Genomic DNA, 24,681 nt, shown 5'->3' with positions numbered 1-24,681 from the left:
TGGGCCTAGTCGGACGTCGGCCAAGTTTTCTGCTAAATAGGCATTCGTTCTCCCGGGCCGAGGTGTGTCTTGACCGACGAACGCGTTGAACGACGACTGGCGGCGGTTCTGGCGGCGGATATCGCCGGTTATAGCCGCCTGATGGGGGTTGACGAGGAAGGCACGCTGGCCCACCTCAAGGTTGTCAGAAAGACGCTTGTTGACCCCACAATCGCCGCACGTCGAGGCCGCATCGTCAAGACGACCGGCGACGGCATGCTGGTCGAGTTTGCCAGCGCAGTTGATGCGGTTCGATGTGCCGTTGAGGTCCAGCGCGGCATGGCCGAACGGAATGTATTAGTGCCTCAAGACCAAAGGATCGAATTTCGCGTTGGCATACACGTTGGCGACATCATTTTCGATGACAACGACATCTTCGGTGACGGTGTCAACATCGCCGCACGACTTGAGGGCATCGCGGAGGCGGGCGGCGTATGCCTATCCGATGACGCCTACCGGCAAATCCGGGGCAAGGTGGAGGTTGCCTGCGACGACCTTGGGCCGCAAACCCTCAAGAACATTACCGAACCAATGCGGGCGTGGCGGGTTCAGCTTGGTGGCCAGAGCGCCGTGAAGGCGCAACCGAGTTCGCCCGCAGGCCAAGCTCCGACGCTCGCGCTGCCCGACAAGCCCTCCATCGCGGTACTGCCTTTTGAGAACATGAGCGGCGATCCGGAGCAGGATTATTTCGCCGACGGCATGGTTGAGGACGTCATCACCGCGCTGTCGCGTTTCAGATCATTATTTGTAATCGCACGCAATTCGTCGTTCACCTACAAAGGCAAGTCAGTCGATGTCAAACAGGTTGGCCGGGAACTCGGTGTGCGCTACGTGCTTGAAGGCAGCGTGCGCAAGGCGGCGAACCGTGTGCGTATTACCGGGCAGCTGATCGACGCGATCACAAGTGCGCATTTGTGGGCGGATCGCTTCGACGGCGGACTGGATGACATTTTCGAGCTTCAGGATCAGGTGACCACGAGCGTCGTGGGCGCTATCGCGCCAACGCTGGAGCACGCGGAGATCGAACGCTCCAAGCACAAGCCAACAGAAAATCTCGACGCCTACGACTACTACCTGCGCGGGGTTGCGAGCGCTATTCCGTATACACGAGAAGGAGACAACGAGGCGCTGCGCCTATTTTACAGGGCCATCGAACTCGATCCCGAGTTTGCCGTGCCCTATGGTTGGGCGGCTTGGATATTCGTTACCCGGAAGAGCAATGGCTGGATGACCGACCGTACCAAAGAGGTTGCAGAAGGCACGCGTTTGGCCCGGCGAGCAGTGGAGCTAGGCGGTCACGACGCGGCGGCGCTCTGTTGGGGCGGTTTCGCGCTTGCCTATATCGCCCACGAGCTTGATGACGGGATCGCCTATCTCGATCAAGCGCTTGTTCTCAACCCCAATTTAGCGTCTGCGTGGTACGTAAGCGCCTGGCTGAAAGTATACTCTGGCGAGCCGGAAGACGCGATTGAACGTGCGGCGCGGGCCATACGCTTGAGCCCACTCGATCCGTTTGTTTTCCGGATGCATGCCGGCATCGCCTACGCGCATTTTTTTGCTGGTCACTACGACGACGCGAGTTACTGGGCGGAGAAAGCGGTGCGCGTGCGACCCACTTGGCTCACCTGTGTGCGCGGGGCCGCAGCCAGTCACGCCCTCGCAGGGCGCCTCGATGAAGCGCGTAAGCATATGGCGCACATGCGTGAGCTCGATCCAGTGCTGTGCATTTCAAATCTTAGGGATTTGCTCCCGCTGCGCCGAAAGGAGGATTTCGCCAAGTGGGCCGAAGCTCTGCGAAAAGCAGGGTTGCCAGAGTAATCGGGAGAATTGAACCACGCGTCGTCAAAAGTTAGAGTCCGGTCATGGCACTTTTCGGACCTGCTGTGATAGCCCGAGGATGTCTGCTCATGAGGGTCACACGGACCTTCCTGTCACGAGGGCCAACTTCCGAAAATTGACCCTATCCGGACTACTTCAGTGTCCGCTTCTGCGCCGCGGTTGGGAGAATAGCGGACGTTAGCGACCAGATCGCCCGCCAATCTAAGTCATGCTCCCTGGCATAAAGCATCGGATCGATATGTCTGGATAGAGTTCGTTGTAGACCGGCCAGACCATAGTGCGCCCTACCTTGTTCGGCACTTTGATTACGGCATCGTCTGGCACATCGACCCAGACCATTTCTTTGGAGTTGGCGCTTTTCGGTAATCGCACGCGGAAGTGGCCGGCCTTAGATTCCCAGTCTGCGTCTTCGACGGCATGGCCGTCGGCGTACGAGCAGCAAAGGCCCTTGCCGCTCGCCAAATTCTCGAACCACTCGTGAAGCGGTGAATTCCTATAGCGTCCGTCGAGATCGCGCCCCGGCGCCGGCGACATCATCATCGCGATAGCCGCGCTAACAGCGATTCGCGAAATCGCGTACTCGATCAGCGCTACGCAACACCGCCCCATGATACCTCCGGGCGAACTGTTACCGCTTGTGAGTAAGTATGTTTCGGCTACTGGAGGTTCACAAATTGGGGGTGAGGCCAAACGTCGCGAAATGCCCGAGAAATTGTTCTGCGCCTGGCACTTTTCAGACGTATCGGCATTGCCGCGCGGAGTCAGCGGAATGATGCCGAGCTAGAGTTCACGCATACTCGCCCGCACCGACGAGGTGATCGAGCAAACCACTATAGCATTTGAACGTCGTTTGTTGTGGTGCACGAGTCCGCTTGTGGCAGATTGTGTTGAAAAAGTCCTTTTTCGCTGATGACTGAAAATTCTCAGGACCGCTGGTGCGTCTCTCTCGCTGCGAGGTGAGGGACCACATCAATCACCGCAAAAACGATCGCTGGCCCTCGTATCGATTCTACAGAGCCTTGCAGCGGCCGAAATCCCCGATGCGCTACATTTACGAGATTTTCGGAGCCCGGCGATTTTCGAGTTTTTCAACACAATCGGTCAGACTCGGACTTGACAGCTTCCTTACACATCTGCGCGGTCGATCTCAGAAATTTGCATCCGCCAATGTGAGCCGGTTCACATCGACCCCGCATGTTTGGTCCCACCGTCAAGTGGGGCACTTCAACGTGGGAGAGAAAAATGCGTACCCTCTTTCTTGTCCTCGCCACGTCTGCGACCATCTTCGCAACTGGCGTAACCCCGGTCGCAGCTAGCGAGTATCGGTATTGCCTGCAAGGCGACGACTATGCTGGCGCTGGCGATTGTCAATTCACCAGCTACCTGCAATGTCAGGCTGCCGCATCGGGCCGCACGGCCTACTGCGTGGCCAACCCTTATCTCGCGGCGGCCAATCCTTATCTCGCGAACGCCGCCGTCCTGACAAGTCCTGCCAAGCCGCGTCGTCGCTGACGCAGCGTGCGTCACGAGCAAATCAGATGGCTTGGTCCGCTGTGCATTTGTTTGCCGAAACGCACGAAATCGACAGGTGATCACAGCGGCCAAGTCCGGTATTGGCACTTCGCGGACATGGCAGATGGATGGTGAGATGTCCGCTGTTGAGGGAAAAGCAGACATCGACGTTCCATAACAACTGATCGACGAATGTCTGCCACTGGCGCGGATTTTCTTCTATTGGGCTCAAGGATATATGAGCGGTCTAAACATCGCTTCGATCAAGAACGGCGAGGGGGCACGCGACTTGAGCGCAATCTCGAAGACAAACCAGATGTCTACGATTAGAATGTATTGTGACAGCCATCCGTTCTTAAATTATTTCCTCGGCGTGGGCGAAGCGAAGCTTACAGATCACTACCGAAGACACCGTCCCCTAAAGGCTAGAGCGCCACCCAAACAAAAAGACCGCCGGATTGACCGACAGTCCTTTCGTTGACAGTTGGGGTTGATGCGCTCGACTTTGCCCTTGGCCTTCTGACGCTGCCACTGTGGGACTGGTGTCTCCTTGACGCTGGCCGGTGCGAGAACCTTGTCGATCAAACCCGACTTAGAAATGGGCAGGCCACAAACACGATCAAGTGAGCAAGGCTGACGTAGATCGACCAATCAGGTTAATCCAGATCAATACGGCGCGCAGCAAAATCGCCAATGGTGATCACTCCACTACGCGCGGAGCCGTCGTAGCTCGCCACGAAGGGAAGGCCGACGTAGTACGTTACGTCGGCCATGCTCGTCTCCTAGTTTTGCTGGTTCCTCTTCACCCTGCCCCGCGCGTATCAGGTGGCATACACGTCGCTCAGTTCGGCTTCGAGCAAGCCGTTCGCGACGATGAGGGCCGCACCGTCGCCCGCACGTCGCTATTGCTTGGTCGGTCGCGATACTTAACCCCAGAAGTAATTCCGGGTCCGGTGAACCTTCTCACGCTCCGTGCGTACACAACGGTACTGGGGGATTGCGCTGTCCAGTTCTAACAGAACGCCACCAAGCATTATTCGGCTTGGGGGCGTTTTGCGTTTCAGTGGCCCATTCTGGATCTGCGAGTGGCCCAATTCGACCAGTTCCTCAACTTAGGGCCTCAGGGCATTACGCAACTTCTCCTGTGCCGCCTTATATTCGTCTTCGAGGGGCAGTTTGTCGAAATCGGGCTTGTAGCCGTTCTTCTCGTATGTCGACCTAGGTATCGGGATGGAAACGCCGTCGTATTCAACCTGAGCCGACTGATCTGTTGTTCTAAATAATCCGGTCGGCATTGCCAGCCCTCCTTGCTTTGGCTTAACCATATCACGAGGCCCTGATCGCCCGATGAAGCCACCTAAAACAAAAAAACCGCCGGATCGACCGACGGTCCTTTCGTTGACAGTTGGTGGGTTGATGCGCTCGACTTTGCTCTGGCCGTATGACACTGCCACTATGGGCTAGTCTCATTGACGAACCTCCCATCCTTAAAAATGGGCGAGGCTCAAAGTAGATCAAGTGAGCCGTGCTGACTTAGATCGACCGATCAGGGTTAATCCAGATCAATACGACGTATGGCAAGTGAGAACTCGTAGAACAGCGCCGCCTGATCAACCTGCCGCTCGCCCATCATCGCTGTCAGCCTCCCGCCCACGGGACGGAATGAATCAGTGAACTCCTTCGGCTTCAACAGCCGAGTTTTTCAACATCGGCGCAAAGCGGACGTTCCAGCTCCTCAACGCACTCCGGTTACTTCGAATAGTACAGCGCGGAACGCTGCTGTGACCACGCCGCCGGCAGCGGCGAACCGGGCCTCAACCTGGCTGCGGGACCACTTTTGCCGCAGAACAATCTCTCCGCGGCCGTCCTGACCAACAATGTGGAACGAGTTCTTACCGATATCGATGCCGACAACGGCAACCCCGGTGTTCTGCTGAGACATGGCGTGCTCCTCGTCTTTGGCGCCCCTTGCCAGCTTCAATCGCTGGCGGGGCAGGAGCACGGCCGGACCATCCCATTAGCGGACATCAGGGGATTGAACGCAGGCGGATGTAGCGCGCGAACCCGTCATCCGTTGAAGCGGATCAACCGAGGAGCCTCTTCATCCGCAATTCGATAACATCCTTTGGAGAATTGCCTCGACCGAGTGCGGCGTAATTCCGAGTTCACTAAATCCCGGCATTTGCGGCGATGACACGGTGTCGATCTCCATCAGTTCTACCTGATTGCGAGTGAGGAGTGGAACCGGCAGTATTTCGGAGGCTGCCCATGTCAGTGCGTGCCAGACGGCAAATGGGATTGGAACCAGTCGGGGCGCAATGCCAGCTTGGTGCGCAACCGCTCTGAGGAATTCCTCGTAAGAGTAGACACGAGGACCGCCGAATTCGAAGATCATTGAAGGCGTCTCGGCTCGCTTCATGATCCGACCAACCGCCTCCGCAACATCCTCCACATAGGCCGGCTGCAATCTGGTCAGGCCGCGGCCGAACATCGGATAGATCGGAAGCTGGCGAAGGAGATTGAGGATGCTGGTAAGAAACGCGTCGTCCGGTCCGAACATCACCGCCGGGCGGACGAAAAATGCATCGTTGAACGCGGCTCGGACCGCCAGTTCGCCTTCGCCGCGCTTTCGGATGTAGCGGGACGGCGAGGCGGCATCGGCGCCGATCCCTGAAACGTGAACAAGCCGTTCGACTCCGGCCCGGTGCGCTTGAGCTGCTACTCGTTGGGCAGACTCGACGTGAACGGAATGAAAAGTCTGCTGTCCGTGCTCGACGTAAAGACTGACCGCATTTACAACGCCGTAAGCGCCGGCCAACGCATCCGCGACTGATCGCTCGTCGTGAATGTTGGCCTCTACGGATTGAAGGTGCGGATCATCAGGACCAAACTGTCTGTGTTCCCGATCCGGATGCCTTGACGCGATCCGGACGGGAAATTCGCGACAGCGCAGATGCCGAACGATGCGGCGGCCGAGAAAGCCGGTTCCGCCGAACACGGTGACGGTGCGACCGTTCGTTGCCACCATGACTCAAATCGCCAGTTTATGTCGGAGCTTCTCACTGCTTGTGGTCGAGGAACCCATCCGGGCGATCGAGCAACCGATCAATCTTGCTCGCCATGATGAAGTCGTTCTCATGCAGTCCTTTGATCTTCTTGGTGTTCAGGGAGACAGTCGCATAACCCCAGCCGAATGTCTGGGTGATGGCCTTCTGTCTCGGCAAGCTCACCGACTTTCCGAAAAACGCCGAGCGCTTCCCGGAAATTGTCGAATCGAACGGTCCTCTGGATGCGGTGGGCCGCCCGCCGTTGGCTATTGTTTGTTCGCTGGTGCGCCCGGAAGCACGGCTGCCACACCTTCCGGATTGATGTTGAAGGCCAAGAATATCAACGGCTCGTTGCCTGGGTTTCCCCATTGGTGCACGAGAGCGTACGGTTCATAGATCAGGGAACCTGGTCCCCTTGCTTCCGTCTTACCGTCGACCGTGTTCGCTCCGGTGCCAGAAATAATATAGTACAGAGCCGCTCCTGACCGATGGTGTGGCGAGTTGGAGGGCATCTGCGCCGGAAATGTGACTCGTGTGAGATTGAGATCATAACCGCCTGGCTTCAGGTCGGGGATTGGAGTCGCAGTGCGATATAGCTCTCTCACGGCGGCAGGTGCCGTCTCGACAGGCCGACCCAAGTCCACAGCGGGGACAAGGAAGAAGTGGAGAAAAGCTGACGGCTCTCCACTGCCCGCCGTTAGCGCCGCGGTCTTTCCGCCGGCGATGAACAGCCCCTCTCCGGCGTTGAGCATTTTGGCCTCGCCATCGAGCGCGATCTCGGTCGATCCTGACATCTGGTAGAGGATGCCGTTGGCCGCCGAGACGCCGCTCTTCTCGTCCGGCTGAAGAGTGATGCTCACCGCTTTGAAATGGAGCGGCACGTCTGTAACGGTCGGCAGTTTGGTTGCGGCGACCACAGCTCGTGTAATTGCCGGTGGAGCGGGGGTGGTTTGTGCGGTCCCGGAGGCGGGAAGCGCCATCGCGCCGAGCAACAGTAGTCCGGTTGTCCTGAACTGCATGATTGCCTCCCAGGTTCAGCGGATAATCGGAGCACCATACGCTCTCCCAGCGCCTCTTGGAATGGCAGGCCGCTTCGAGCTATTAGACGGAAACCGGGAGCAAAGGCCGAGCGAAACTGAGTTCGTGGCCGTCGGGGTCAATTAGGTGGAAGAAGCGCTCACCCCATTCGGCATCGTGGGGCGCGGTAGCTGGCTGGTATCCCGCTGCGAGCGCACGGTCGTAAAGTGCGTCAACGTCGGCAACGTAGAAGATTACCCGCCCCCACCAGGACCAGCGCCGCTCGGCAGGCTGGGCGATGAGGTCAAGATAGCTCGTCCCTGAACGAAAGCTGGTGAATGACGACTCTTCGCCGCCATGCAGGACCTCAAACCCCAGCGCGCGGTAGAATCCGACAGATCGTGGCATTTCGTGGGTGCCCAGTGTGACCGCGCTGATTCCCTCGATCATGGACGGAACTCTCCTGTTTCATTTCCCCGCGCCTCGAACACCCAGCTGCATCAAGGGTTCAGATCCTCAGTGGTCACTACAACACCGCGGTCAGAGTGCCCCTCCCGCTGCAACTTCGCGAGAGCGAGATGTTCGATCTCGGCTCGGTGCCTTACAAAGATAGCGATGAGCTGTGCATAGCCTGCGTCCTTTCTGCTCATACGCTCTCTGTTCAGAAGGGCAGTCTCCGTTACCCGGCACTTTTCGATTTTGCCGCCGTACTCCACAACGAAATGGACGTAATCGCCGCCAGCAACAACCATGAGAATGGTCCTCAGACGGGGGGTGAGACTAACATATGGTGGTTTATCCGGCCCCTACAAGCGAGGGCTGCATGAGCGCATTAATCTGCCAGCGCCCATCTTCCATAGACCGACGCGATAAGCGTTTGGGCAATGGCCACGCCCGCGCGCGTCGGCATCGGATCAAGCGCGCCGTAGGTCCAATTCGGCCCCGTTCCTTTAGGGTACATGCGAATTATCTCGACGCGCTTAATGCCTCGCGTGTGCGGATCCATCGCCAGAAGCCGAAGGCACTCGGCCTCAAGTTCGGCTGCGGATTTACGCGGCATCTCCTCCATCAAGGTTCTCCGGCTTCGGGATATCGACCTCTCGGAGCTGGTGCTGTTACCGCTCAAGCTCAAGCAGGGACCCGGGTCATTCGATCACCGCGTTGGCGTGGGCGAGCGCAGCGTCGGCGAGGTGATCGAATGAGGCGGAGGTTGCCCGCCCAGTGCTCGGTCACCAGTGATGTCGGCAGCCATTTCGAGACAGGCTCTAAGGGACGACCACCTCTGTTGCGCCGGCCGTCCCGCGGATGTTTGCATGTTCCATGCAGGCGGAGCAGTCAATCGTCGTTGACCCAAAAAGTCCTGGCGGCATCAACTCGCCGCACGGCCTGATCCTGTTCGACGGCGTATGCGTCCTATGCTCGCGCGGCTGCCGCTTCGTGAGCAAACGTGATCGCCGCGGCTATTTTCGCTTCGTTCCGATCCAGTTGGCCGAGGGACGTCCGCTCGCTGAGCAGCTCGGCATCGATCCTGATCACCCGGATTCCTTTGCCTTCTTGGCGAACGGCCAGGCCTATGTAAAACCCGAAGCCGTGCTGCGCATTGCGCGCGAGCTTCCGCGCTGGCAGTGGACATGGATCTTCCAATTCATCCCACGTGTGATCCGCGACGCGATCTATGATTTGGTCGCGCGCAACCGCTATCGCTGGTTTGGCCGTCGCGACCCTGCCGAATTCGGATCGTTCGTGGCCATCAGGAACCGCGCCGAGACTGCGGGACGATGGCGCCTGACGCGGGATGGCTGCGGCCGGCATGACGAAGGAAGCAGCGTTGCTGCTTTTCAACTCAGTCCCTATTACCGCAAGCACAATCTGCCGGATCAGCTTCGTATGCGCCCAAGCTCGGATCGAAGCGGAATAGTGTAGAGCAATAGGGGCAGACGATCTCACTGGCATCGACCATCTTGAGGTAGATGTGTGGGTGATCTTGCGGCGGTTTATCCCCAATACACTTGAACTCGCGGCAGCCAATGCGCACGATCGGCACCCCGACTTCATTATGAAACGTCGGATAACTTTCCATCTGCAGCGCGCGGCCTAGGCGCCCGATAGATGATGCAAAGTGCCGTGCATAGATCGTCGAGCGAGGTCTCGATCAGCACCCGGTGAGCGGCGCCCCTCTCGCGTCGTTCGGTTGCCGTAAAAACGTACCCATAGCGACACGTCCACCGTCAGTTTCTCCCACCACGGGAGAGGGTTGGAAGCTAACGCACCTGCAGAGGCGCCGGGGTCGCCAGCCCCGCGACGCGGTGCTTCACTGCGTTCTGCACCTTCGCGAAGGCGCCCACCTCGATCTGGCGTACGCGCTCGCGCGAGACGCCGAATTCCTCGGCCAGCTTCACGAGCGTGATCTGTTCCTCGGCGAGCCGGCGCGTCTCGAAGATGCGCCGCTCGCGCTTGTTGAGCACGGCGAGCGCATCGGACAACGTCTTGCGGCGGTTATCGAACTCCTCGCCCGCGGCGAGCGTCGTCTCCTGGTCCGGGGATTCGTCCACCAGCCAGTCCTGCCACTCGCCGGAATCGCCGTCCTCGCGGATCGCGGCGTTGAGCGAGGCGTCGCCGCCAAGCCGCCGGTTCATGTAAATCACGTCCGTTTCGGTGACGCCGATCCGCCGGGCGATGATCTTCACCTGGTCAAGCCGCATATCGCCATCGTCGAGGATGGAGATTTTGCTCTGGGCCTTGCGGAGGTTGAAGAACACCTTCTTCTGGTTGGCCGTGGTGCCGATCTTCACCAGCGACCACGAGCGCAGGATGTATTCCTGGATCGCCGCCTTGATCCACCACACGGCGTAGGTGGCGAACCGAAAACCCTTCTCCGGCTCGAAGCGCTCGACCGCTTGCATCAAGCCGACATTGCCCTCGGAGATCGCCTCGGAGATCGGCAGGCCATAGCCGCCATAGTCCCTGGCGATCTTGGTTACGAGCCGCAGATGGCTGGTGACCAGCTTGTGCGCCGCGTTGCGATCGCCGTGCTCGCTCCAGCGCTTGGCTAGCCTGTATTCTTCCTGGCGCTCCAACATCGGGAACCGCCGGATTTCCTCAAGATAATGGGTGAGGCCGGGTTCGGCCGCGTTGCGGGCCATGATCAAGCCCTCCAACTAGTTTCGAAACAAAATTATCTGCATCCGATCGGTTGTCAAGTTAATTTCGAAACACTATTATATCTCGAAGAGGCAGACATGTCAGCGCGCGAAACGGCAGAGCTCCTGCTGCAAGTGGGACGGCTCGTACAAGCTGAGGGCTATGACGGCGAACTCAGTCCGGCCCAATGGATGGCGCTCCGCTTCTTCGCCCGTGCCAACCCGTTCTCGCGGACCCCGTCGGCATTCGCGGAATTTCAAGCGACAACCCGCGGCACCGCGACACAAACCATTAAGGCGCTTGAAGCGCGTGGGTACTTGGTCCGACAGCCATTCAAGACGGACGGGCGAAGCGTAAGTCTGCGACTGACGAGCAAGGGCAAAAAAACGCTTGCACGCGATCCGTTCGAAGTTCTGGTGCGTGCCATGGATTCGCTCGACGCGACTGAGCGAACTGCGATGCGTCGCGCCCTGCACCAAGTGCTGTCCATTCTAGCGACGAGTGATGCGCGTCGGCAGATCGGTGGTTGCCAGGACTGCACGCACTTCGGCAGAGAGATGTCCGGCAACCCGCCGAGCACGGGCACCTCGGCCGCTGAATGCCTGCTCCTGGGTGTTCCGATTCAGCCAGAGGACGTAGGTCTTCTGTGCGTCCATTTTCAACCAATGAACGAGCACCGCGAGGACGGACCGACACCATTGAACCCAAGCAGGCGCTGAAGCGGTTGCCGTCTGTTTTCGCAAGCGCTTCCAGGACCAGATCGCGCTCGATGTCTTTGATGGGCGAGCCAACGAGCCAGTGCGAGACGACGTCGCGACGCGCCAGAAATTTGTGACCGCGGGGACAGCCGCATGGGCGTACTCCATTTGCACAAACACTTGCCTTCAGCCCCATTCAGAGGGCAAGAATTTGGTTACTGATTTCCTAACGCGACTCTCCGGCACTCGACTAGAGTTCGACCACTGCTGACGAGGCCCCTAGTGCGAGCACCGCCTGCTCTTCCCACCCTCGCGGTGAATCCACTCGCAATGAGAGCGGCGCCCTCAGGAGCGTGCACTAGATTTTATGGTGGTTGGCTCGATTGCAACGGTCGTTCGCACGGCATTGCGTGCTTCGAAGTGAGAAGCGATTTCCGCTTCGGCCTCGCGTTCCCATTTTTCCACCTCGGCGAGCCAAAGGAAACGTCTGGCCGGATCGCTCACTGCGAGCTGGCGAAACTTCGCTTCTAACTTGCGACACTGCACAAGGTCTTTCATTGTCACCTCCTAGGAGATGCGTTTTCCGCGACAGCTTAGGCTCGTCTTGACGACGAAGTCATTGCGTTTCGTATTTCTTGCGTGCGTCATTGAGGCGCGGAAGATAATTGGGCCCCCTTTATTGCGCAAAACATCACGGCTAGCCGGTCCATCTGCACCGAGCCGGGCGAGCGCCACGATGTCGCCTGGCACCATCGCGACGGCAAGAAACACGCAATTTTTGCGTGCCTCATGTTAGTCTTTCCCTGCCTGATCAGGGAGAACAGCCATGACAGCCGATATCGCTATCCGTAAATTTCTGAAGCATGTCGGAGTTACATCGCAGCGTGAAATTGAGAACCTAGTGCGTAGCGAGAGGTGATGGGTGGCAAGCTCAAACTGCGAATGACCCTGTCCGCTGAGGAGGCGCCGCTGAAACATGTATAGGCGTACCCGGTGCGGCTTCGTCAGGCCGAGCGTGGGCGCTAATGCAACTCGAAAGGAATGTCCGTTCCCGCAAACGGTGTGCGGCGCTAACCCTCATGCGGAAACCTGAGCAGAAGGGGTAAAATCCCCTAGGGGCCACATCCGAGGAGCATCAACATGAAGCGACACATCCCGGAGGAATTTTCTACCAGGTTGATCGACTGGAGTCCCTTCGTGATCATGGGCAACACGGTGCCGCCCCGAGTTCCTGATGAAGACGAAGAAGACGAAGAGGACGAAGAGGACAACGCCGACGAACCGCCGGTCGTGCGCGAGCCAGACGAAGACTAGAATAGCCTGTAGTTGGCAGTCGGCGTATAGTATCTCGCATGAGTTGGGATGCGAAAGACGTAGCGCTGAGGCCGGTCCCGAAGCGAAGGCCGGCGTTGTTGGCCGCCTGTGCCCGCCCGGTGGCGAAGAATGTGTCGCGGAAGACAGTAGGGAGGCAGCCTAAGAAATTCAGCAAGCGCGAGCTTTACGCCATGCTAGCTGACGCGGTCAGGAATACGGGCTAGCCCGCTCACCGCGACATCGTTGCGGCGCTGCCTCCGCACCTCGTTCAGTTCGAACGGTTTCCTTATTGCCGGCAATCCCCGATGCACCTGAACGTGCCATGGCGGCATCAAGCAGTGACTGAACGATATCGTTCAGCGTCGCACAGGTGATTGCGTGCCACTTCACTTCCGCTTGTGGCACATTTCAGACGTAGCGCGATGTCTCAGTTGAGTCCGTTAAGCACTCCGGAGAGGACGTGGATTATCCTCAAAGTAGTTGATGTCGGCTGCCCCTGATTTTGCGGCCCCAGTGGCATTTACTTCTCCCTCGGGCATCCCCACATAGTGACCGTGACCCAATGGCAAAAATCTAGCTTTACGCGGGAGCCGCCGAGACGAAGGCTGAGCTGCGCCAGATGCTGACCGAGACCGTCCGTAGCACGCAGCCCAGCGCGGAGAACGGGTCGAAGCGCCCGAAGGCCAAAAATGATCGCGGCTAGGGCGGCCTACGTCGATTAGATTTGCTCAGGCCATAAGATAACCACCCGGGATTTTCGCGCGTCCACGGCCAAGCAGCCTGACTAGTTGCTGCCGCGCGATCCTAACTGATTCCGGCAGTCGGACGATCTGTTCGGTCGGCCGTCGGACTTTGCCGCGCGTTCCAGCAGTTTGAGGAGAGGGATCATGTATGCCGATTCTCTGTTCAATGCTTTCGCTCGGTCCTTTGAGGTTCGAAGCGAAACCGACATATCGATGGCGGAATATCTGGAATCGTGTCGAGGCGATCCGATGCGATATGCCAATGCGGCCGAGCGCCTGCTAGCTGCGATCGGTGAGCCTCAAATGATTGATACGGCCAAGGACGCCCGCCTTGGCCGTATCTTTTTGAACAGGACCATGCGCGCCTATCCCGCCTTCGCCGGATTCTACGGCATGGAAGAAACCATCGAGCGCATCGTCGGCTTCTTCCGGCACGCAGCTCAAGGTCTGGAAGAGCGCAAGCAGATTCTCTATCTGCTGGGGCCGGTGGGCGGTGGAAAATCGTCGCTGGCGGAGCGGCTGAAATCGTTGATGGAAGTCCATCCCATCTACGTGCTGAAGGCCGGCGACGAACTCAGTCCAGTGTTCGAGAGCCCCCTGAGTTTGTTCGATCCGGAATCGCTGGGGCCGATGATTGAAGAAAAGTACGGCATTCCGCGCCGTCGCCTCCATGGACCGATGAGTCCGTGGTGCTACAAACGGCTGGAAGCGTTCGGCGGCGACATTTCACGATTCCGGGTCGCCAAAATCCAGCCCTCGCGCCTGCGGCAGATCGCGGTCGCGAAAACGGAGCCTGGCGACGAGAACAATCAGGACATCTCCTCGCTGGTCGGCAAGGTCGACATTCGCAGGCTGGAGACCTTCGCCCAGAACGACCCTGATGCCTATAGCTATTCCGGCGGCTTGAATCGCTCCAACCAGGGCGTCCTCGAATTCGTCGAGATGTTCAAGGCGCCGATCAAGATGCTGCACCCGCTGTTAACGGCGACCCAGGAAGGCAACTACATCGGTACCGAGAATATCGGGGCCATTCCATTCACCGGTGTCATTCTCGCGCATTCGAACGAAGCCGAATGGCAAAGCTTCAAGGCCAACAAAAAGAACGAAGCCTTCATCGATCGCATCTGCGTGATCAAGGTGCCGTACTGCTTGCGGGTGACCGAGGAGCAGAAGATCTATGAGAAACTTATCCAGGGATCGGAACTCGCTTCCGCGCCGTGTGCGCCGGCAACCCTGGAAACGCTCGCGCGCTTCTCGGTGATGTCACGTCTTCGCAAGCACGAAAACTCTACCCTGTTCGCGAAAATGCGGGTCTATGACGGTGAAAGCTTTAAGGAATCCGATCCGAAGGCCCGCAGCGTCCAGGAATACAAGGATGCTGCCGGCGTCGACGAAGGCATGGCCGGCGTCTCGACGCGCTTTGCATTCAAGGTCCTAGCCGCGACCTACAATCACGATACCGCGGAACTTGGCGCCGATCCCGTCCATCTGATGTATGTGCTCGAGCATTCGATCCGGCGTGAGCAGGTTCCTGAGGAAGTCGAAAAGCGTTATCTCGAATTCATCAAGGCCGAGCTCGTGCCGCGCTATGCGGAATTCATCGGCCACGAGATCCAGAAAGCCTATCTGGAATCCTATTCGGATTACGGTCAAAACCTGTTCGATCGCTACGTGGATTATGCCGATGCCTGGATCGAAGATCAGGACTTCAAGGACCCCGATACCGGCCAGATGCTCAATCGCAACCTTCTCAACCAGGAACTGACCAAGATCGAGAAGCCTGCGGGTATCACCAACCCGAAGGACTTCCGCAACGAGGTCGTCAAGTTCTCGCTGCGGTCGAGGGCACAGAACAGCGGCAAAAACCCGTCCTGGACCAGCTATGAAAAGATTCGAGAAGTCATCGAGAAACGGATATTTTCGCAGGTCGAAGACCTTCTTCCGGTTATCTCGTTTGGCTCGAAAAAGGACGGCGATACCAAAAAGAAGCACGGCGAGTTTGTCGCGCGCATGGTGGGACGCGGCTATACCGAGCGTCAGGTTCGCCGCCTCGTCGAATGGTACATGCGGGTGAAGCAAGCCGGCTGAGGCAAATGCAAGGGTGGCTATGCACATCGTCGATCGGCGCCTGAATCCGGGCAGCAAAAGCCTTGAGAACCGCCAATTTGTGACACGCTAATCGAAGGCTTCAGCCACTTCGTTACCTCCATGACTGCTCCGATTGCTTCCGGTTGGAGCGGTTGCCGGATGGGATTTGCACCCACTGGAAAGCGCCGCCTTTGCACGGCACACACCCAACCCGGACATTCCTCGACCGACAGCTTTTGGCGGATTGTGTTGAAAAAGTCCTTTTCGCCGATTGCGGAGAAGGGAGGTCCGAGTCGGCAAACTGCCCAGTTTTCCTATGGAGGCGGGCTGGAATTAAATGGCCGCGGCCCCTCTGCCGACCACTTGATCGGTGTCGGCCCCGGGCGCTGAGCAACGCCGTGCCCGGTCTGCGGCGTTGCACTGATCTCTTCGTCTGGACCTGCAACAAGGACACAAGAGAGCATGTGCCAATGTGAGCAGTGCGGCCGGAATTACGCGCGGATCACCGACCTAAAGGCCTGAGCTGCATCAGCGGAGCGGGACGGAGGGGGGTGCTGTTCAGGTTTTTGCTCAGAGGCGGGTACCTTCATCCGGGCCTCGCCTATTTTAGATCGCAGCAGGAACGACCTTAAAAAGCCCCGCTTGATTAATCGGGCCGCTCGGCGGCCCGGCACGGCACCCGCGTGCACCACCCCCAAGGCGGGCCGTGTTCTACTTCGATGGGCTCCGCCATATCTTTTCGCCGCGAATACTTGACGCAGGACCTGACGCCTCTCCGGGGAGAAAACCGATCACATGCCACAAAGGAAATCAGAGCCGGATCGCATCCGAGAGCTTGAGGATGCTTTGAAGGAGACCGAGCGGCACATCGCCGAAATGCGGGCCGAACGCGATCAAGCGTTTGAGCTTGTCGAGCAGATGAAAGAACACGTCAGCGACGTTGACGCCTTGATCGATAGCTGGATCGAGGCATTTGAGATGCAGCTCAGCGAGGATGGCAAGCGAACGCGCGATGCGCTGCCGGAGAGTATCAAGAAAATTCTCGCTGATGCTGTCGCCTTACAGAAGCAGGCGAAGGGGCTCGGCAAGAAGTGAGATGTTCCCGGTCCCGCGCCGCAAAAACGCGAGGGCGGAAACTGCAAGCACCGGAAGGAAGGAGTCGGCACCTTCTGTGTTGCTCGCCGTTTAGTCGCAGCGGCGCTCTTTGCGCGTGATCCTGCGGCCGTCATCCCGTTCAACCGTGGTAGTCACCATGCGGCAGCGCTGTCGTGGGCCGACGGTGACACCATGGGGACCGACGCCAACTGTGGTGTCGGAGTAGTACCGTCGGCGACGGTCCCTATCGTACCGGTCGTCGCGGTCCCGCCCGATCTGAACATCGCCGCCTTGGGCAATCTTGACGCCATGGGCCTTGGCCGGAGTGACGAGGCGGGGCAGTCGTCAGCAGCGGGGCACTGCACTGAGCGACTTGCCGATCGAATTCCCGACTACCTTCTGGCTGGCAGCCAATTTGCAGCCTGCAAAGCCGCTTGGTCTCACGGTCCGCCCCACTGCTTGCTCGTGCCGACGAGGTGATCGAATGAGTGGCTAATTGCTGTGGTGCATACGTCTCTCTTGATGGCACAAATGCGAAGCTCGACGGGCTCTGAATTTGTCTTCTTGTCGGGGAAGACCGGAAGTCATCGGCGCACAGCCAGAACGACGCGACTGACCCTTTAAGAGATAGCAGGCAAGCCGATGTAAGCGCGTCACTATGCGCCATCTCGCCACGTGCGTTCCTGGAACCGGACAACCAGCAAAATGTTGTCAAAAAGCGAGATTTCTAGGCTGCGCAACACGCAGCGTTCCGAGGAAGACGCACATGGATACCACGACGCTTCTCATAATTGTCCTTCTCGTTCTGTTGTTTGCCGGCGGCGGCTGGTACGGCCGTGGACGCTGGTACTAAGCTTGGCTGATTTCAAATTGGCAGGGCGCTGGTCAATTTTGCTCTATTGCGATGAGTAATAAATTGGGATGGGACCGGAGAGGGACCGCCTGAGTCCCTACGGCGATGGTGGACGTTCTGGAGGCAGGCGCGTGTACCGTTACGCCGCTGGAACCTAAGTCCTACCGCATAATTGTTCCCCAAACAGTGGAGGAACATCATGATTTCCAAATTTCTTGCAATAGCATTCCTGGCTATCGCGTCGATGATCGGCGCGGCGTCGGCGCAAACAGCCACAAACCAAGAGGCTTCGACTGCCAGTGCTACCACGCACAAGGAGGGTGAATGGCGCGCGTCCAAGCTGGTCCACGTCGATGTGTACAATGAAGCAAACGAGAAGATCGGCGACATCAACGACGTGATTTTGGATAGGTCAGGCAATGTGGCCAAGGTCATTCTAGGTGTGGGCGGCGTTCTCGGCTTGGGCGAGCGCTACGTGGCGATCGCCTTCGATAAGCTGAAGTGGGTTGACCAGCCGGTGACCTCGACAACTGCCTCAACAACGTCCGCACCGGCGACTGCTCCTGCAACTACCTCCGCTCCAGACGGCAGCACGCGAACCACCACCGGTGCCGCAACCACCACGACAACCACCACAACCAGCGCCAGTACGCGTTGGTATCCCGATCACGTGGTGTATAACGCCACCAAGGAGGAATTGAAGGCCATGCCGGAGTTTAAGTACTAACTCTCGACGTGCGGTCCAATGATCATAGGAGACCCCGCCAGCCTAAGCGGCGCAAGAGGGGAACATCACTTGCCTTGATGGACTGGTTAGCCGGTGCGATCGAGTCGCCCGCAGACAGTACCCGCGACTTCAAGCCCCGCGCGTAGCGTCACCCCCGGTGATATAGTTCATGAATCCACCTGTACGATTGCCCGCCATGAACAGTTTGCGCATCCGGCCGATGCGGCCGGACGAAATCTCAATAGCCGTGAACGGGGCGACGGCCGAAGGCTGGAACCCGGGCCTCGCCGACGACGCCTGCTTCGCCGCGGCCGATCCGGAAGGCATCTTCATCGGCGAGCTCAACGGCGCTCTGGCCGCGACCGTCTCCTGCGTCAATTACGGTGCGAGTTTCGCGCTCCTCCATTTCTACACCGTGCGAAAGGATTTGCGCGGGCGCGGGTACGGACTGCGCATATGGAATGCGGCCATCGCGCACGCCGGCCCACGCGTGATCGGGCTCGATGGCGTGGTGGCGCAGCAGCAAAACTACACGAAGTCCGGTTCGAGCTCGCTAATGCCAACGTCCGGCAGTGGGTTAGTTTGATTGTGGCAGACTTAAGCACTGGAAAATGGGCGGTTCCGGGCGCATATTCCGAGAATGGCGACAATTGTCAGATGCAATTGCGGCGCCGAGTACGAACGCACTGAAGCAAAGTTCTTGATGCCGCACACGGGTCGCGCGTCCTGTGAAGTCTGCGGGGCGACATTAGAGTCTTGGTTGGAAAGCACCCATGTTGCCACATTCGAGCTGATCAAACGTCCAGACGAAGAGTTGGCGCATATTCGCGGGATGGCACCTGCACCACCACCATTAACCCACGAGGAATTCGTCTCGTTGCGTGACTGCGCCAAGGGTTTGACGCACCGGGCAATCCCAGTCGAACATAAAGACCGACTGATCCAGCTAGGGTACATACAGGAATTGTCGGGCGGACTTCGACTGACGAACGCTGGCAGGCTGAGGATCGTGGAAGGCGAATGACCAACAACCACCCCAAACGCCCTAAGGACCACCTTTGAGCTGGGCTAGTGGTCGGCGGTCAGCGGAACGTGGCAGTGGCCATAGTTTGCTGGTGGTCGCACAGCCAGCCCGGATTTTGGCTGCTAACGGTCGCCTCCGGGGCAGAATGGCTGTTTCGCGGCCTTCGATCCGGAGGGAGGGGGCTGGGAGTGCCCCTGCGACCCAACCCAGTCCGCCCAACTCCGTGGGCCTACGATGGAGTACCTGGAGAAGGTTCGATCCCAGCTCCTCTCCCTCCACCGAAGTGGGCAAAAGCCGCCCAATGTTTCACAGTTGATGACCCTGCAGACGGGCAAGTAGAAGGTCACGCCGGCGGGTCCTTCCGATGCCAGGTTCCCTCACGGCCCCAGCGGGCCTCGTCGGCCCTTCAGCGACAGAGTTTAAAATCTGAGTTGACATAGTTGACAAGGTTGACGACCCGCCTCGTCAGGTTGACAGGCTTGTCAGGCCAGAAAAACAAAGTTTCGGCTGGCGATTCTTCGGGGCGCGCTTGCACCGTACCACCCGGCGCACCGGGAGGGACCCACGAGGGTAAACTTCGAGGCTGGCGCGAGGCCCATCATCTCGGGGGTGAGGCGGCCCTCGGCGCACGCAATGCTCGCCTACGGCGAGGCCAAGGGTCAGCGAGGCAAGCGTCGCGGCGACGTCGACTCGGCGCTGGCGTGCATAATGAACGCCATCACGGCGACGAGCACACCGGCGCCGAGAGCGAGGTCGAGTATTGAAAGGCGTAACAGGGTAGACAAAGACACGATCGAATAATCGCCCGGCTTGATCTGACTCATTGTCGTGACCTCAAAATTGTTGCCCGAGTGAGGCATCGGGCAGCGCCATGAAATCCAGATGATCGTTTTGCTGAAGCTCGATGCGCTTAACGCTTTTTCGCCCTCGCAGAGACGCCCGGCGCCTTCTATCGTTCGGCCGGTGCAAACGGCGGGGCCCGCCTCGTTTCTGGGCGGGCCTCTCTTGCAAAACCGTTTTGTGTGCCTCTCTCCTACGTCAAGACTTTACCCCCGGTCAATGAACCCGGACACATAATGACCGGAAAGCCTGGGTTTCCCGGCGCTGTGTCCGCGAGGCCAGAGCGTGGGATGCGCGGGTTTCGGCCTCGATCGGCGACTCAATCGGCTTGCCAACGCCGAGCTTCAACGGCAGGCAGGCGCAGATGTCGCCGAGATCATGACGTGCCACGACGCTCGACACCGGCGCATCGCCCGTGATCTATGGCATCGCAGCAGCGCCCCCGGCGCGATCGGTTCGAACTGCTAAGCTTGCCGGCGAGATCGTGCGCCAGGCGCGTCAACGCCTTATGCCAAGTGACGTATTCGGGACGACACCTGCCGATGTGCAGCAATGACGGATCAAGCCAGTTGAGCGGCGGCGCGGCGACAGCGCAAGCTTGAATTTGCCACCTTCTTTCGATGCGAGAATTTCGACGACATCACCGGCATCGTCGATGCCGCGCACGATCGCGCGCGGCCGGCCACCGATGGACGGCGCAAAAATCTGATATGTTCGAATTCCCATTTCGGTCGCGAGCCCATGTCGCATTGGAGATCACGAGCCAGCCGATCAGACTACGAGATCATGATCGCGCGCATTGCCTCACCGGCGATGCGACGAAATCACCAGGCATAAAGCCGTGGCCGACACCGCCCGGCCTTTCGGCAATTTGTCACGCATCGCCGATTGCTCCACCTTTTCGATGCCGATCTAGGTTTTCACGATGTTCCCTTATTGAAACCTAGACGTTTTGTGTTGGGATGTTGGGTTGTGGCGGATTGGTTTTGATCTGCCACAGAGGAATTCCCTTTATACTTTCAGATGCTTATTAAGGAGGTGTGTTGGGATGTAGGGTTATAGTCGCCTATACATAAGGGATTTTTGTTTTTGGAGGATTTTCCCCCTTCCCCATGAATTAGTTAGAGATATAGGGACCAACCCAACACACCCGTCACATCGCCCCGCTAGGCTTTTGATTAATCTGGACTTTCCGGTGTTGTGACGGGTCAATCTAAACCCGTCACAACCCGTCAACCCAACACACTTTTAGGCCGGAATGGCGTCTTCGTCGGCCGGATACGGCGGCTCATCGCGGCGGCTCGGGCGTGCCGGCACGTCGTGCAGCGCGATATTGAGATAGATAGTGCCGGCTTGGTCGCGGCCTTTCTCAAACCCTTTTTCGGTCATGGCGGTTGAAAAGCTTTTCTCTTTCCAAGCCTGCCGCTCATTGACGTAGCACCACGCGACAAAACTTTCGTACAACTCACGCGCGCGCACGGACGACGCCACGCCATCGGCTCCTGGCACCACCGAATTGACGCACGAGCCGATGAACGCGCCAACTGGGTCCATTTCCTCCTGATAGGCCGCCGTCGCCTCGACAACCTCGCGCGGCGGTTTTAAGCCGCCGTTGAGATAGGCGAGCGCACCCTCGACGAGCCAATTGAGGACGGCCGGCGCTTCGGGCAGCAATTCCGCCATCACCTCGGGCATCGGCCGCCGTTCGTGCTTTTCGATTTGCACCGGCCACGGCGCGAGGTTCATGCGTCGCCAGATGCCATGATCAACGCCGGCGATGCGCGGCTTGTGATTGCCCGACAGAACGATCTTGAAGTCGGGCCGAAACTCGAAAAAGTCTCCGAAGTTCGCCCGCGTCAACATCGGCTCGCCGCCGGTCAGCGACTTGATCAGCCCCTCTTTGAACTGCACGCCCTGATCGGGCTCGCCAGCGCGCAACAGCCGACAGCCAGGCAAACGCGCAAATTCCGGCGAGGCTTGCGATCCGCTCTTTTGCACGTCGCCCGACAGCGATTCGAACGGCAGAGTTTGAGCATATGGCCCCATCACGCGGCACACGAGATCGATAAAGGTCGATTTCCAATTCGAGCCGCCACCATAGTTGAACACGAGACACTGCTCGCCAGTGAGGCCGGTCAGCGCATAGCCGTGATACCGTTGTAGGAATTTACGCACTTCGACGATCGGTTGAAAACGCTCGATTGAGGCCTTAAAATAAGGGCCTTTCGCATTCGGATCATATTCGACCGGCGCAACCCTGGTGATGTAGTCGTCGCGGTTGTGTGGCCGCAACTCGACGCGCCAACGCTTGAGCGTTTTGATATCGTGCTCGCCGGAGTCGGGATCGGGCTCCTCGTCGCACACGAAATGCAGCGTGCCATTGAGCACGTTGAATGCCAGCTTATCGGCGTCCCGCGCGTCGATCGTCATGACGCGGTGCGGCACCGCCGATTCGAACATATTGATCACCTTGCCCTTATTGCCCGATGAAACCGAATATTTCCGCCGCGCAGTCTGGCGACCTTTAAGTGCAGCCTCGGCCGCCTTGCCGGCCCCGACGACGCGGGACAGCATTTGCCAACGCTGATCGAGTTTCGCCTTGGCCGGCTTTTCTTTTTCGATCGCGGCCATCGCATCGCGCGCCGCGCCGGCGTTGTCGATTGCGCGCTGTTCATTCGGTGTCGCGACCATCACGTCGGCCTCTAGCGCGATGCGCGAGGCGACGGTTTGCGCGCGCGACATCACCACCTCATCACCGCCATCGCCTTCCCAATGCGTGCCGGTCCAAAAAAGCCAGCCCATATTCCGGATGTTAACGATGTCGTCGCCGAACCAATAGAGCAGCCGCTTGGCGTTGCCGGTGTCGTTTTGCGGCTCGTGCGAGCACAAAATCAGCGTCTCCCGCGACAACTTGTTCGCATCGACCGGCCGTTCGTCATCGGCCATTTCGACATCATCATCGCTTGCTCCTTCATAATTTTGGGAACCACTATCGATGGGGTGCGGGGCAAAATGCGAGTCGCCGGCGGATTCGAAACGGTCGTCGCCGGCGTCGATCATGTCGGCGATCCGCTTGTACGGGTTGTTCTCGTTGTCGCTAGTCATTGGTTTTGGCTTTCATCGAGTCGTCGAAACTAACACCGGGGAGCGCGAAGCGGACACGCACAAGGCGGCCGCCTCGGGCATGCCGGCGCTTGGCACGTTCCATCGCGTTGCGCGTCAGGATCGGCTCGGAGCCGCCGTTGCCGAGCAAGACTAGCTCGGGCACGAATGCGGGCACCGGCATCGCCGGCGAGGTGAAATCAGGGACGCGCGCGCTGCGGCCCTTGTCGGCTTTCAGTGTCGGGTGCGGGATTGTCTCGACGGCCCAGCCGGCGAGGTTGCCGAGATCGCCGGCGGCCGAACCGCGCATGCGCGAGGCCCTTGAGGAGCAGTATGGAAGATCGAACTTTTGTTTGGGGCGCGGCGCTGAAACGCTTTGAAATTCAACGCAGTCGGTTTTCCCCAAACTTCTAGCTAAGTCCTTATTCCGATTTACTTCTTGGCGTCCCCTAGGGAGCGCCAGCAAACTCAGGCACTTAGGTTGCCATCAGCCGCGTTCGTTGAATAATGGTTGAATAAGACGCTGGTGAACAGCGGCGAACGCTTGGGGAATTTGCTGCCGACGTTAGCAGACTAGCCTCGGCGCAATGCCTCGCTGTGGATGGCGCATTCGCGAAAAAATTTCCTCGTCGCCCTTGGTGTCTGGAAATATTCAAACCGCCGCTGACGTGCGCTGTCGTGCGCGAGCGCCCTCGGATGTTCGCATTGACGTTGCTCGTCGCACAATCAACTCTTGTCCCGTCGAGCTTTGTGCGAATAGGAGGGCCACGTGAGATACAATCGACGAGAGAAAACTGGCGGACAACTTTCACAAGTCAGTCTATCCGCTCCGAAAGCCGCAGAACCGAGCACGATGCCATTCGCCCAGCGACTCACCTGCACGATTGACGATGCATGCGAAGTGACCGGCTTGGGACGCACGAAGCTTTACGAGTTGATAGGAGCTGGGCGTATCGTCACGACAACGATCGGACGTCGGCGACTAGTAGTGGTGCGCTCACTTCTGGCGCTCCTTGACACCAACATGTCGAACTAATGGAAGTGCGACTTAAGGGAGCAACCCCACTTTGAACGCGCTTTTCCTCAGGCACTCATTTTGATGACACGACCGTGCTCTCTTAGCCGGTCGAGCTCGTCCGCCCACCACCGCATCATCCGCACGCGCTCCTGCCAGAATTCGGCGGCATGAGTATAGGCGCCGCGCATTTCATTCGCCTCCTAATGCGCAAGTTGACGTTCGATCGCATCCGCTTCGATGATTTGCGTTTGGTCGTACTACGGCCTGGACGGCGCACCCGAGAGCCCGCCAAAGCCTCCTTCTCCGTACGGAACAAGTTGCCGGGAAGCCACACGACTCGATGGGAATCCGATGCATGCTATCATTATGTGGCGATGCTGGCTTCTCGGGCTTAATGATGTTGTAGCAGCGAAGACGGCGCGAAACGCCCCGCAGAGACTAGAACGCTCAGGTAATTTGCCGCGTGATTGGCGATCAGTCGGTACAACACCCGAAGGAGTCGAACCGCGACATGAGCTTGGACGATCAGAAAGCGAAATCCGGTGGTTACCTGGAGGCGCCGGACGCCGCCTCGGCGCCTCCCA

Annotated in this window: 25 protein-coding genes and 3 pseudogenes; 11 read left to right on the top strand and 17 right to left on the bottom strand. The window is 58.6% G+C overall.

Annotation, left to right across the window (positions count from 1 at the left end):
• Nucleotides 1–141: 141 nt before the first annotated feature.
• Complete coding sequence (locus KIP88_RS41815; RefSeq protein WP_249791426.1) at nt 142–1,857, top strand: adenylate/guanylate cyclase domain-containing protein; 1,716 nt, start codon at nt 142–144, stop codon at nt 1,855–1,857.
• Nucleotides 1,858–2,079: 222 nt separating this feature from the next.
• Here the strand turns inward: KIP88_RS41815 and KIP88_RS41810 are convergent, their stop codons facing one another.
• Nucleotides 2,080–2,418 (bottom strand): hypothetical protein, encoded by a 339-nt coding sequence (locus KIP88_RS41810; protein WP_249791425.1) that lies wholly within the window; start codon nt 2,416–2,418, stop codon nt 2,080–2,082.
• A gap of 702 nt (nt 2,419–3,120) precedes the next feature.
• On the opposite strand from KIP88_RS41810, the gene KIP88_RS41805 reads away from it, so the two are divergent.
• A complete protein-coding gene (locus KIP88_RS41805) occupies nt 3,121–3,390 on the top strand; it encodes a DUF3551 domain-containing protein (protein WP_214493931.1) in 270 nt (89 codons plus the stop codon).
• 1,112 nt (nt 3,391–4,502) lie between these two features.
• Here the strand turns inward: KIP88_RS41805 and KIP88_RS41800 are convergent.
• The 8 genes and pseudogenes from KIP88_RS41800 to KIP88_RS41765 form a co-directional block, all read right to left on the bottom strand.
• Nucleotides 4,503–4,844 (bottom strand): hypothetical protein, encoded by a 342-nt coding sequence (locus KIP88_RS41800; RefSeq protein ID WP_214493930.1) that lies wholly within the window; start codon nt 4,842–4,844, stop codon nt 4,503–4,505.
• A gap of 347 nt (nt 4,845–5,191) precedes the next feature.
• Nucleotides 5,192–5,332: pseudogene (locus KIP88_RS41795) on the bottom strand (IS110 family transposase); the annotation flags it as partial.
• Nucleotides 5,333–5,491: 159 nt separating this feature from the next.
• Nucleotides 5,492–6,418 carry a complex I NDUFA9 subunit family protein gene (locus KIP88_RS41790; protein WP_214493929.1) on the bottom strand — a complete coding sequence of 309 codons (927 nt, stop codon included), beginning with the start codon at nt 6,416–6,418 and terminating at the stop codon, nt 5,492–5,494.
• A 31-nt stretch (nt 6,419–6,449) separates the two neighbouring features.
• Nucleotides 6,450–6,747, bottom strand: a pseudogene (locus tag KIP88_RS41785) (4a-hydroxytetrahydrobiopterin dehydratase).
• Complete coding sequence (locus KIP88_RS41780) at nt 6,704–7,456, bottom strand: cupin domain-containing protein (RefSeq protein ID WP_214493928.1); 753 nt, start codon at nt 7,454–7,456, stop codon at nt 6,704–6,706. Before KIP88_RS41780 ends, KIP88_RS41785 begins: the two are co-directional and overlap by 44 nt.
• Nucleotides 7,457–7,538: 82 nt before the next feature.
• A complete protein-coding gene (locus KIP88_RS41775) occupies nt 7,539–7,904 on the bottom strand; it encodes a VOC family protein (RefSeq protein WP_214493927.1) in 366 nt (121 codons plus the stop codon).
• A gap of 50 nt (nt 7,905–7,954) precedes the next feature.
• Nucleotides 7,955–8,206: a DUF1488 family protein gene (locus tag KIP88_RS41770; protein ID WP_214493926.1), complete on the bottom strand. Its 252-nt coding sequence runs from the start codon at nt 8,204–8,206 to the stop codon at nt 7,955–7,957.
• Nucleotides 8,207–8,286: 80 nt separating this feature from the next.
• A complete protein-coding gene (locus KIP88_RS41765) occupies nt 8,287–8,523 on the bottom strand; it encodes a hypothetical protein (protein ID WP_213257345.1) in 237 nt (78 codons plus the stop codon).
• A 236-nt stretch (nt 8,524–8,759) separates the two neighbouring features.
• Here KIP88_RS41765 and KIP88_RS41760 point away from each other — a divergent pair, with 236 nt between their 5' ends.
• Nucleotides 8,760–9,377, top strand: coding sequence for a DCC1-like thiol-disulfide oxidoreductase family protein (locus KIP88_RS41760; protein WP_308163767.1), 618 nt, complete (start codon nt 8,760–8,762; stop codon nt 9,375–9,377).
• On the opposite strand, the gene KIP88_RS41755 is transcribed toward KIP88_RS41760, so the two are convergent.
• Both KIP88_RS41755 and rpoH read right to left on the bottom strand, forming a co-directional pair.
• Nucleotides 9,298–9,534 (bottom strand): zinc-finger domain-containing protein, encoded by a 237-nt coding sequence (locus KIP88_RS41755; RefSeq protein ID WP_214493925.1) that lies wholly within the window; start codon nt 9,532–9,534, stop codon nt 9,298–9,300. The two genes, KIP88_RS41760 and KIP88_RS41755, sit on opposite strands and share 80 nt — an antisense overlap.
• A 181-nt stretch (nt 9,535–9,715) precedes the next feature.
• Nucleotides 9,716–10,597, bottom strand: coding sequence for an RNA polymerase sigma factor RpoH (rpoH, locus tag KIP88_RS41750; RefSeq protein ID WP_214493924.1), 882 nt, complete (start codon nt 10,595–10,597; stop codon nt 9,716–9,718).
• 96 nt (nt 10,598–10,693) lie between these two features.
• Between rpoH and KIP88_RS41745 the strand changes: the two genes are divergently transcribed.
• Nucleotides 10,694–11,314, top strand: a complete 621-nt coding sequence (locus KIP88_RS41745) for a MarR family winged helix-turn-helix transcriptional regulator (protein WP_214493923.1) — start codon at nt 10,694–10,696, stop codon at nt 11,312–11,314.
• Between the two features lie 324 nt (nt 11,315–11,638).
• Here the strand turns inward: KIP88_RS41745 and KIP88_RS41740 are convergent, their stop codons facing one another.
• A complete protein-coding gene (locus tag KIP88_RS41740) occupies nt 11,639–11,851 on the bottom strand; it encodes a hypothetical protein (protein ID WP_214493922.1) in 213 nt (70 codons plus the stop codon).
• Nucleotides 11,852–12,119: 268 nt separating this feature from the next.
• Here KIP88_RS41740 and KIP88_RS47270 point away from each other — a divergent pair.
• The 6 genes and pseudogenes from KIP88_RS47270 to KIP88_RS41715 all read left to right on the top strand — a co-directional run bounded on the left by KIP88_RS47270 (nt 12,120) and on the right by KIP88_RS41715 (nt 18,699).
• Nucleotides 12,120–12,277 (top strand): annotated as a pseudogene (locus KIP88_RS47270) (DUF6494 family protein).
• 156 nt (nt 12,278–12,433) lie between these two features.
• Nucleotides 12,434–12,607, top strand: coding sequence for a hypothetical protein (locus tag KIP88_RS41735; RefSeq protein ID WP_214493921.1), 174 nt, complete (start codon nt 12,434–12,436; stop codon nt 12,605–12,607).
• A gap of 887 nt (nt 12,608–13,494) precedes the next feature.
• The gene (locus tag KIP88_RS41730) at nt 13,495–15,438 is read left to right on the top strand and encodes a PrkA family serine protein kinase (RefSeq protein ID WP_214493920.1); all 1,944 of its coding nucleotides are present in this window, start codon (nt 13,495–13,497) and stop codon (nt 15,436–15,438) included.
• Nucleotides 15,439–16,233: 795 nt separating this feature from the next.
• Entirely contained in the window at nt 16,234–16,533 is a 300-nt protein-coding gene (locus tag KIP88_RS41725) for a hypothetical protein (protein WP_214493919.1), read from the top strand.
• A gap of 1,052 nt (nt 16,534–17,585) precedes the next feature.
• The gene (locus KIP88_RS41720) at nt 17,586–18,113 is read left to right on the top strand and encodes a PRC-barrel domain-containing protein (protein WP_214493918.1); all 528 of its coding nucleotides are present in this window, start codon (nt 17,586–17,588) and stop codon (nt 18,111–18,113) included.
• Between the two features lie 196 nt (nt 18,114–18,309).
• Nucleotides 18,310–18,699, top strand: coding sequence for a GNAT family N-acetyltransferase (locus tag KIP88_RS41715; RefSeq protein WP_249791424.1), 390 nt, complete (start codon nt 18,310–18,312; stop codon nt 18,697–18,699).
• A gap of 1,097 nt (nt 18,700–19,796) precedes the next feature.
• Here KIP88_RS41715 and KIP88_RS41710 read toward each other — a convergent pair.
• From KIP88_RS41710 to KIP88_RS41695, 4 genes are all read right to left on the bottom strand, one after another.
• Nucleotides 19,797–19,961: a hypothetical protein gene (locus KIP88_RS41710; RefSeq protein WP_214493917.1), complete on the bottom strand. Its 165-nt coding sequence runs from the start codon at nt 19,959–19,961 to the stop codon at nt 19,797–19,799.
• 514 nt (nt 19,962–20,475) lie between these two features.
• A complete protein-coding gene (locus KIP88_RS41705; RefSeq protein WP_214493916.1) occupies nt 20,476–20,643 on the bottom strand; it encodes a hypothetical protein in 168 nt (55 codons plus the stop codon).
• A gap of 582 nt (nt 20,644–21,225) precedes the next feature.
• Complete coding sequence (locus tag KIP88_RS41700) at nt 21,226–23,082, bottom strand: phage/plasmid primase, P4 family (RefSeq protein ID WP_214493915.1); 1,857 nt, start codon at nt 23,080–23,082, stop codon at nt 21,226–21,228.
• Complete coding sequence (locus KIP88_RS41695; protein WP_214493914.1) at nt 23,075–23,389, bottom strand: hypothetical protein; 315 nt, start codon at nt 23,387–23,389, stop codon at nt 23,075–23,077. Before KIP88_RS41695 ends, KIP88_RS41700 begins: the two co-directional genes overlap by 8 nt.
• A gap of 543 nt (nt 23,390–23,932) precedes the next feature.
• Between KIP88_RS41695 and KIP88_RS48765 the strand changes: the two genes are divergently transcribed.
• Nucleotides 23,933–24,115 (top strand): helix-turn-helix domain-containing protein, encoded by a 183-nt coding sequence (locus KIP88_RS48765; protein WP_044590027.1) that lies wholly within the window; start codon nt 23,933–23,935, stop codon nt 24,113–24,115.
• A 47-nt stretch (nt 24,116–24,162) separates the two neighbouring features.
• Here the strand turns inward: KIP88_RS48765 and KIP88_RS41685 are convergent, their stop codons facing one another.
• A complete protein-coding gene (locus tag KIP88_RS41685; protein WP_308163766.1) occupies nt 24,163–24,285 on the bottom strand; it encodes a hypothetical protein in 123 nt (40 codons plus the stop codon).
• Nucleotides 24,286–24,681: the final 396 nt, after the last annotated feature.

This window comes from Bradyrhizobium sp. SRL28, from assembly GCF_018596315.1.
Classification (GTDB): Bacteria; Pseudomonadota; Alphaproteobacteria; order Rhizobiales; family Xanthobacteraceae; genus Bradyrhizobium.
The sequence above is the reverse complement of the archived record's forward strand: the minus strand, read 5'-3'. Positions and strand labels throughout refer to the sequence as shown.

Excerpts from the sequence above, each read along its gene's own strand:
- KIP88_RS41725 (WP_214493919.1), top strand. The coding sequence starts at position 16,234 with ATGCCACAAAGGAAATCAGAGCCGGATCGCATCCGAGAGCTTGAGGAT.
- KIP88_RS41790 (WP_214493929.1), bottom strand. The coding sequence starts at position 6,418 with ATGGTGGCAACGAACGGTCGCACCGTCACCGTGTTCGGCGGAACCGGC.
- KIP88_RS41815 (WP_249791426.1), top strand. The coding sequence starts at position 142 with ATGGGGGTTGACGAGGAAGGCACGCTGGCCCACCTCAAGGTTGTCAGA.
- KIP88_RS41755 (WP_214493925.1), bottom strand. The coding sequence starts at position 9,534 with ATGGAAAGTTATCCGACGTTTCATAATGAAGTCGGGGTGCCGATCGTG.
- KIP88_RS41715 (WP_249791424.1), top strand. The coding sequence starts at position 18,310 with ATGAACAGTTTGCGCATCCGGCCGATGCGGCCGGACGAAATCTCAATA.
- KIP88_RS48765 (WP_044590027.1), top strand. The coding sequence starts at position 23,933 with ATGCCATTCGCCCAGCGACTCACCTGCACGATTGACGATGCATGCGAA.
- KIP88_RS41710 (WP_214493917.1), bottom strand. The coding sequence starts at position 19,961 with ATGAGTCAGATCAAGCCGGGCGATTATTCGATCGTGTCTTTGTCTACC.
- KIP88_RS41810 (WP_249791425.1), bottom strand. The coding sequence starts at position 2,418 with ATGATGATGTCGCCGGCGCCGGGGCGCGATCTCGACGGACGCTATAGG.
- KIP88_RS41730 (WP_214493920.1), top strand. The coding sequence starts at position 13,495 with ATGTATGCCGATTCTCTGTTCAATGCTTTCGCTCGGTCCTTTGAGGTT.
- KIP88_RS41695 (WP_214493914.1), bottom strand. The coding sequence starts at position 23,389 with ATGCGCGGTTCGGCCGCCGGCGATCTCGGCAACCTCGCCGGCTGGGCC.
- KIP88_RS41735 (WP_214493921.1), top strand. The coding sequence starts at position 12,434 with ATGAAGCGACACATCCCGGAGGAATTTTCTACCAGGTTGATCGACTGG.
- KIP88_RS41720 (WP_214493918.1), top strand. The coding sequence starts at position 17,586 with ATGATTTCCAAATTTCTTGCAATAGCATTCCTGGCTATCGCGTCGATG.
- KIP88_RS41775 (WP_214493927.1), bottom strand. The coding sequence starts at position 7,904 with ATGATCGAGGGAATCAGCGCGGTCACACTGGGCACCCACGAAATGCCA.
- KIP88_RS41685 (WP_308163766.1), bottom strand. The coding sequence starts at position 24,285 with ATGCGCGGCGCCTATACTCATGCCGCCGAATTCTGGCAGGAGCGCGTG.
- KIP88_RS41765 (WP_213257345.1), bottom strand. The coding sequence starts at position 8,523 with ATGGAGGAGATGCCGCGTAAATCCGCAGCCGAACTTGAGGCCGAGTGC.
- KIP88_RS41700 (WP_214493915.1), bottom strand. The coding sequence starts at position 23,082 with ATGACTAGCGACAACGAGAACAACCCGTACAAGCGGATCGCCGACATG.
- rpoH (WP_214493924.1), bottom strand. The coding sequence starts at position 10,597 with ATGGCCCGCAACGCGGCCGAACCCGGCCTCACCCATTATCTTGAGGAA.
- KIP88_RS41740 (WP_214493922.1), bottom strand. The coding sequence starts at position 11,851 with ATGAAAGACCTTGTGCAGTGTCGCAAGTTAGAAGCGAAGTTTCGCCAG.
- KIP88_RS41760 (WP_308163767.1), top strand. The coding sequence starts at position 8,760 with ATGTTTGCATGTTCCATGCAGGCGGAGCAGTCAATCGTCGTTGACCCA.
- KIP88_RS41780 (WP_214493928.1), bottom strand. The coding sequence starts at position 7,456 with ATGCAGTTCAGGACAACCGGACTACTGTTGCTCGGCGCGATGGCGCTT.
- KIP88_RS41770 (WP_214493926.1), bottom strand. The coding sequence starts at position 8,206 with ATGGTTGTTGCTGGCGGCGATTACGTCCATTTCGTTGTGGAGTACGGC.
- KIP88_RS41745 (WP_214493923.1), top strand. The coding sequence starts at position 10,694 with ATGTCAGCGCGCGAAACGGCAGAGCTCCTGCTGCAAGTGGGACGGCTC.
- KIP88_RS41805 (WP_214493931.1), top strand. The coding sequence starts at position 3,121 with ATGCGTACCCTCTTTCTTGTCCTCGCCACGTCTGCGACCATCTTCGCA.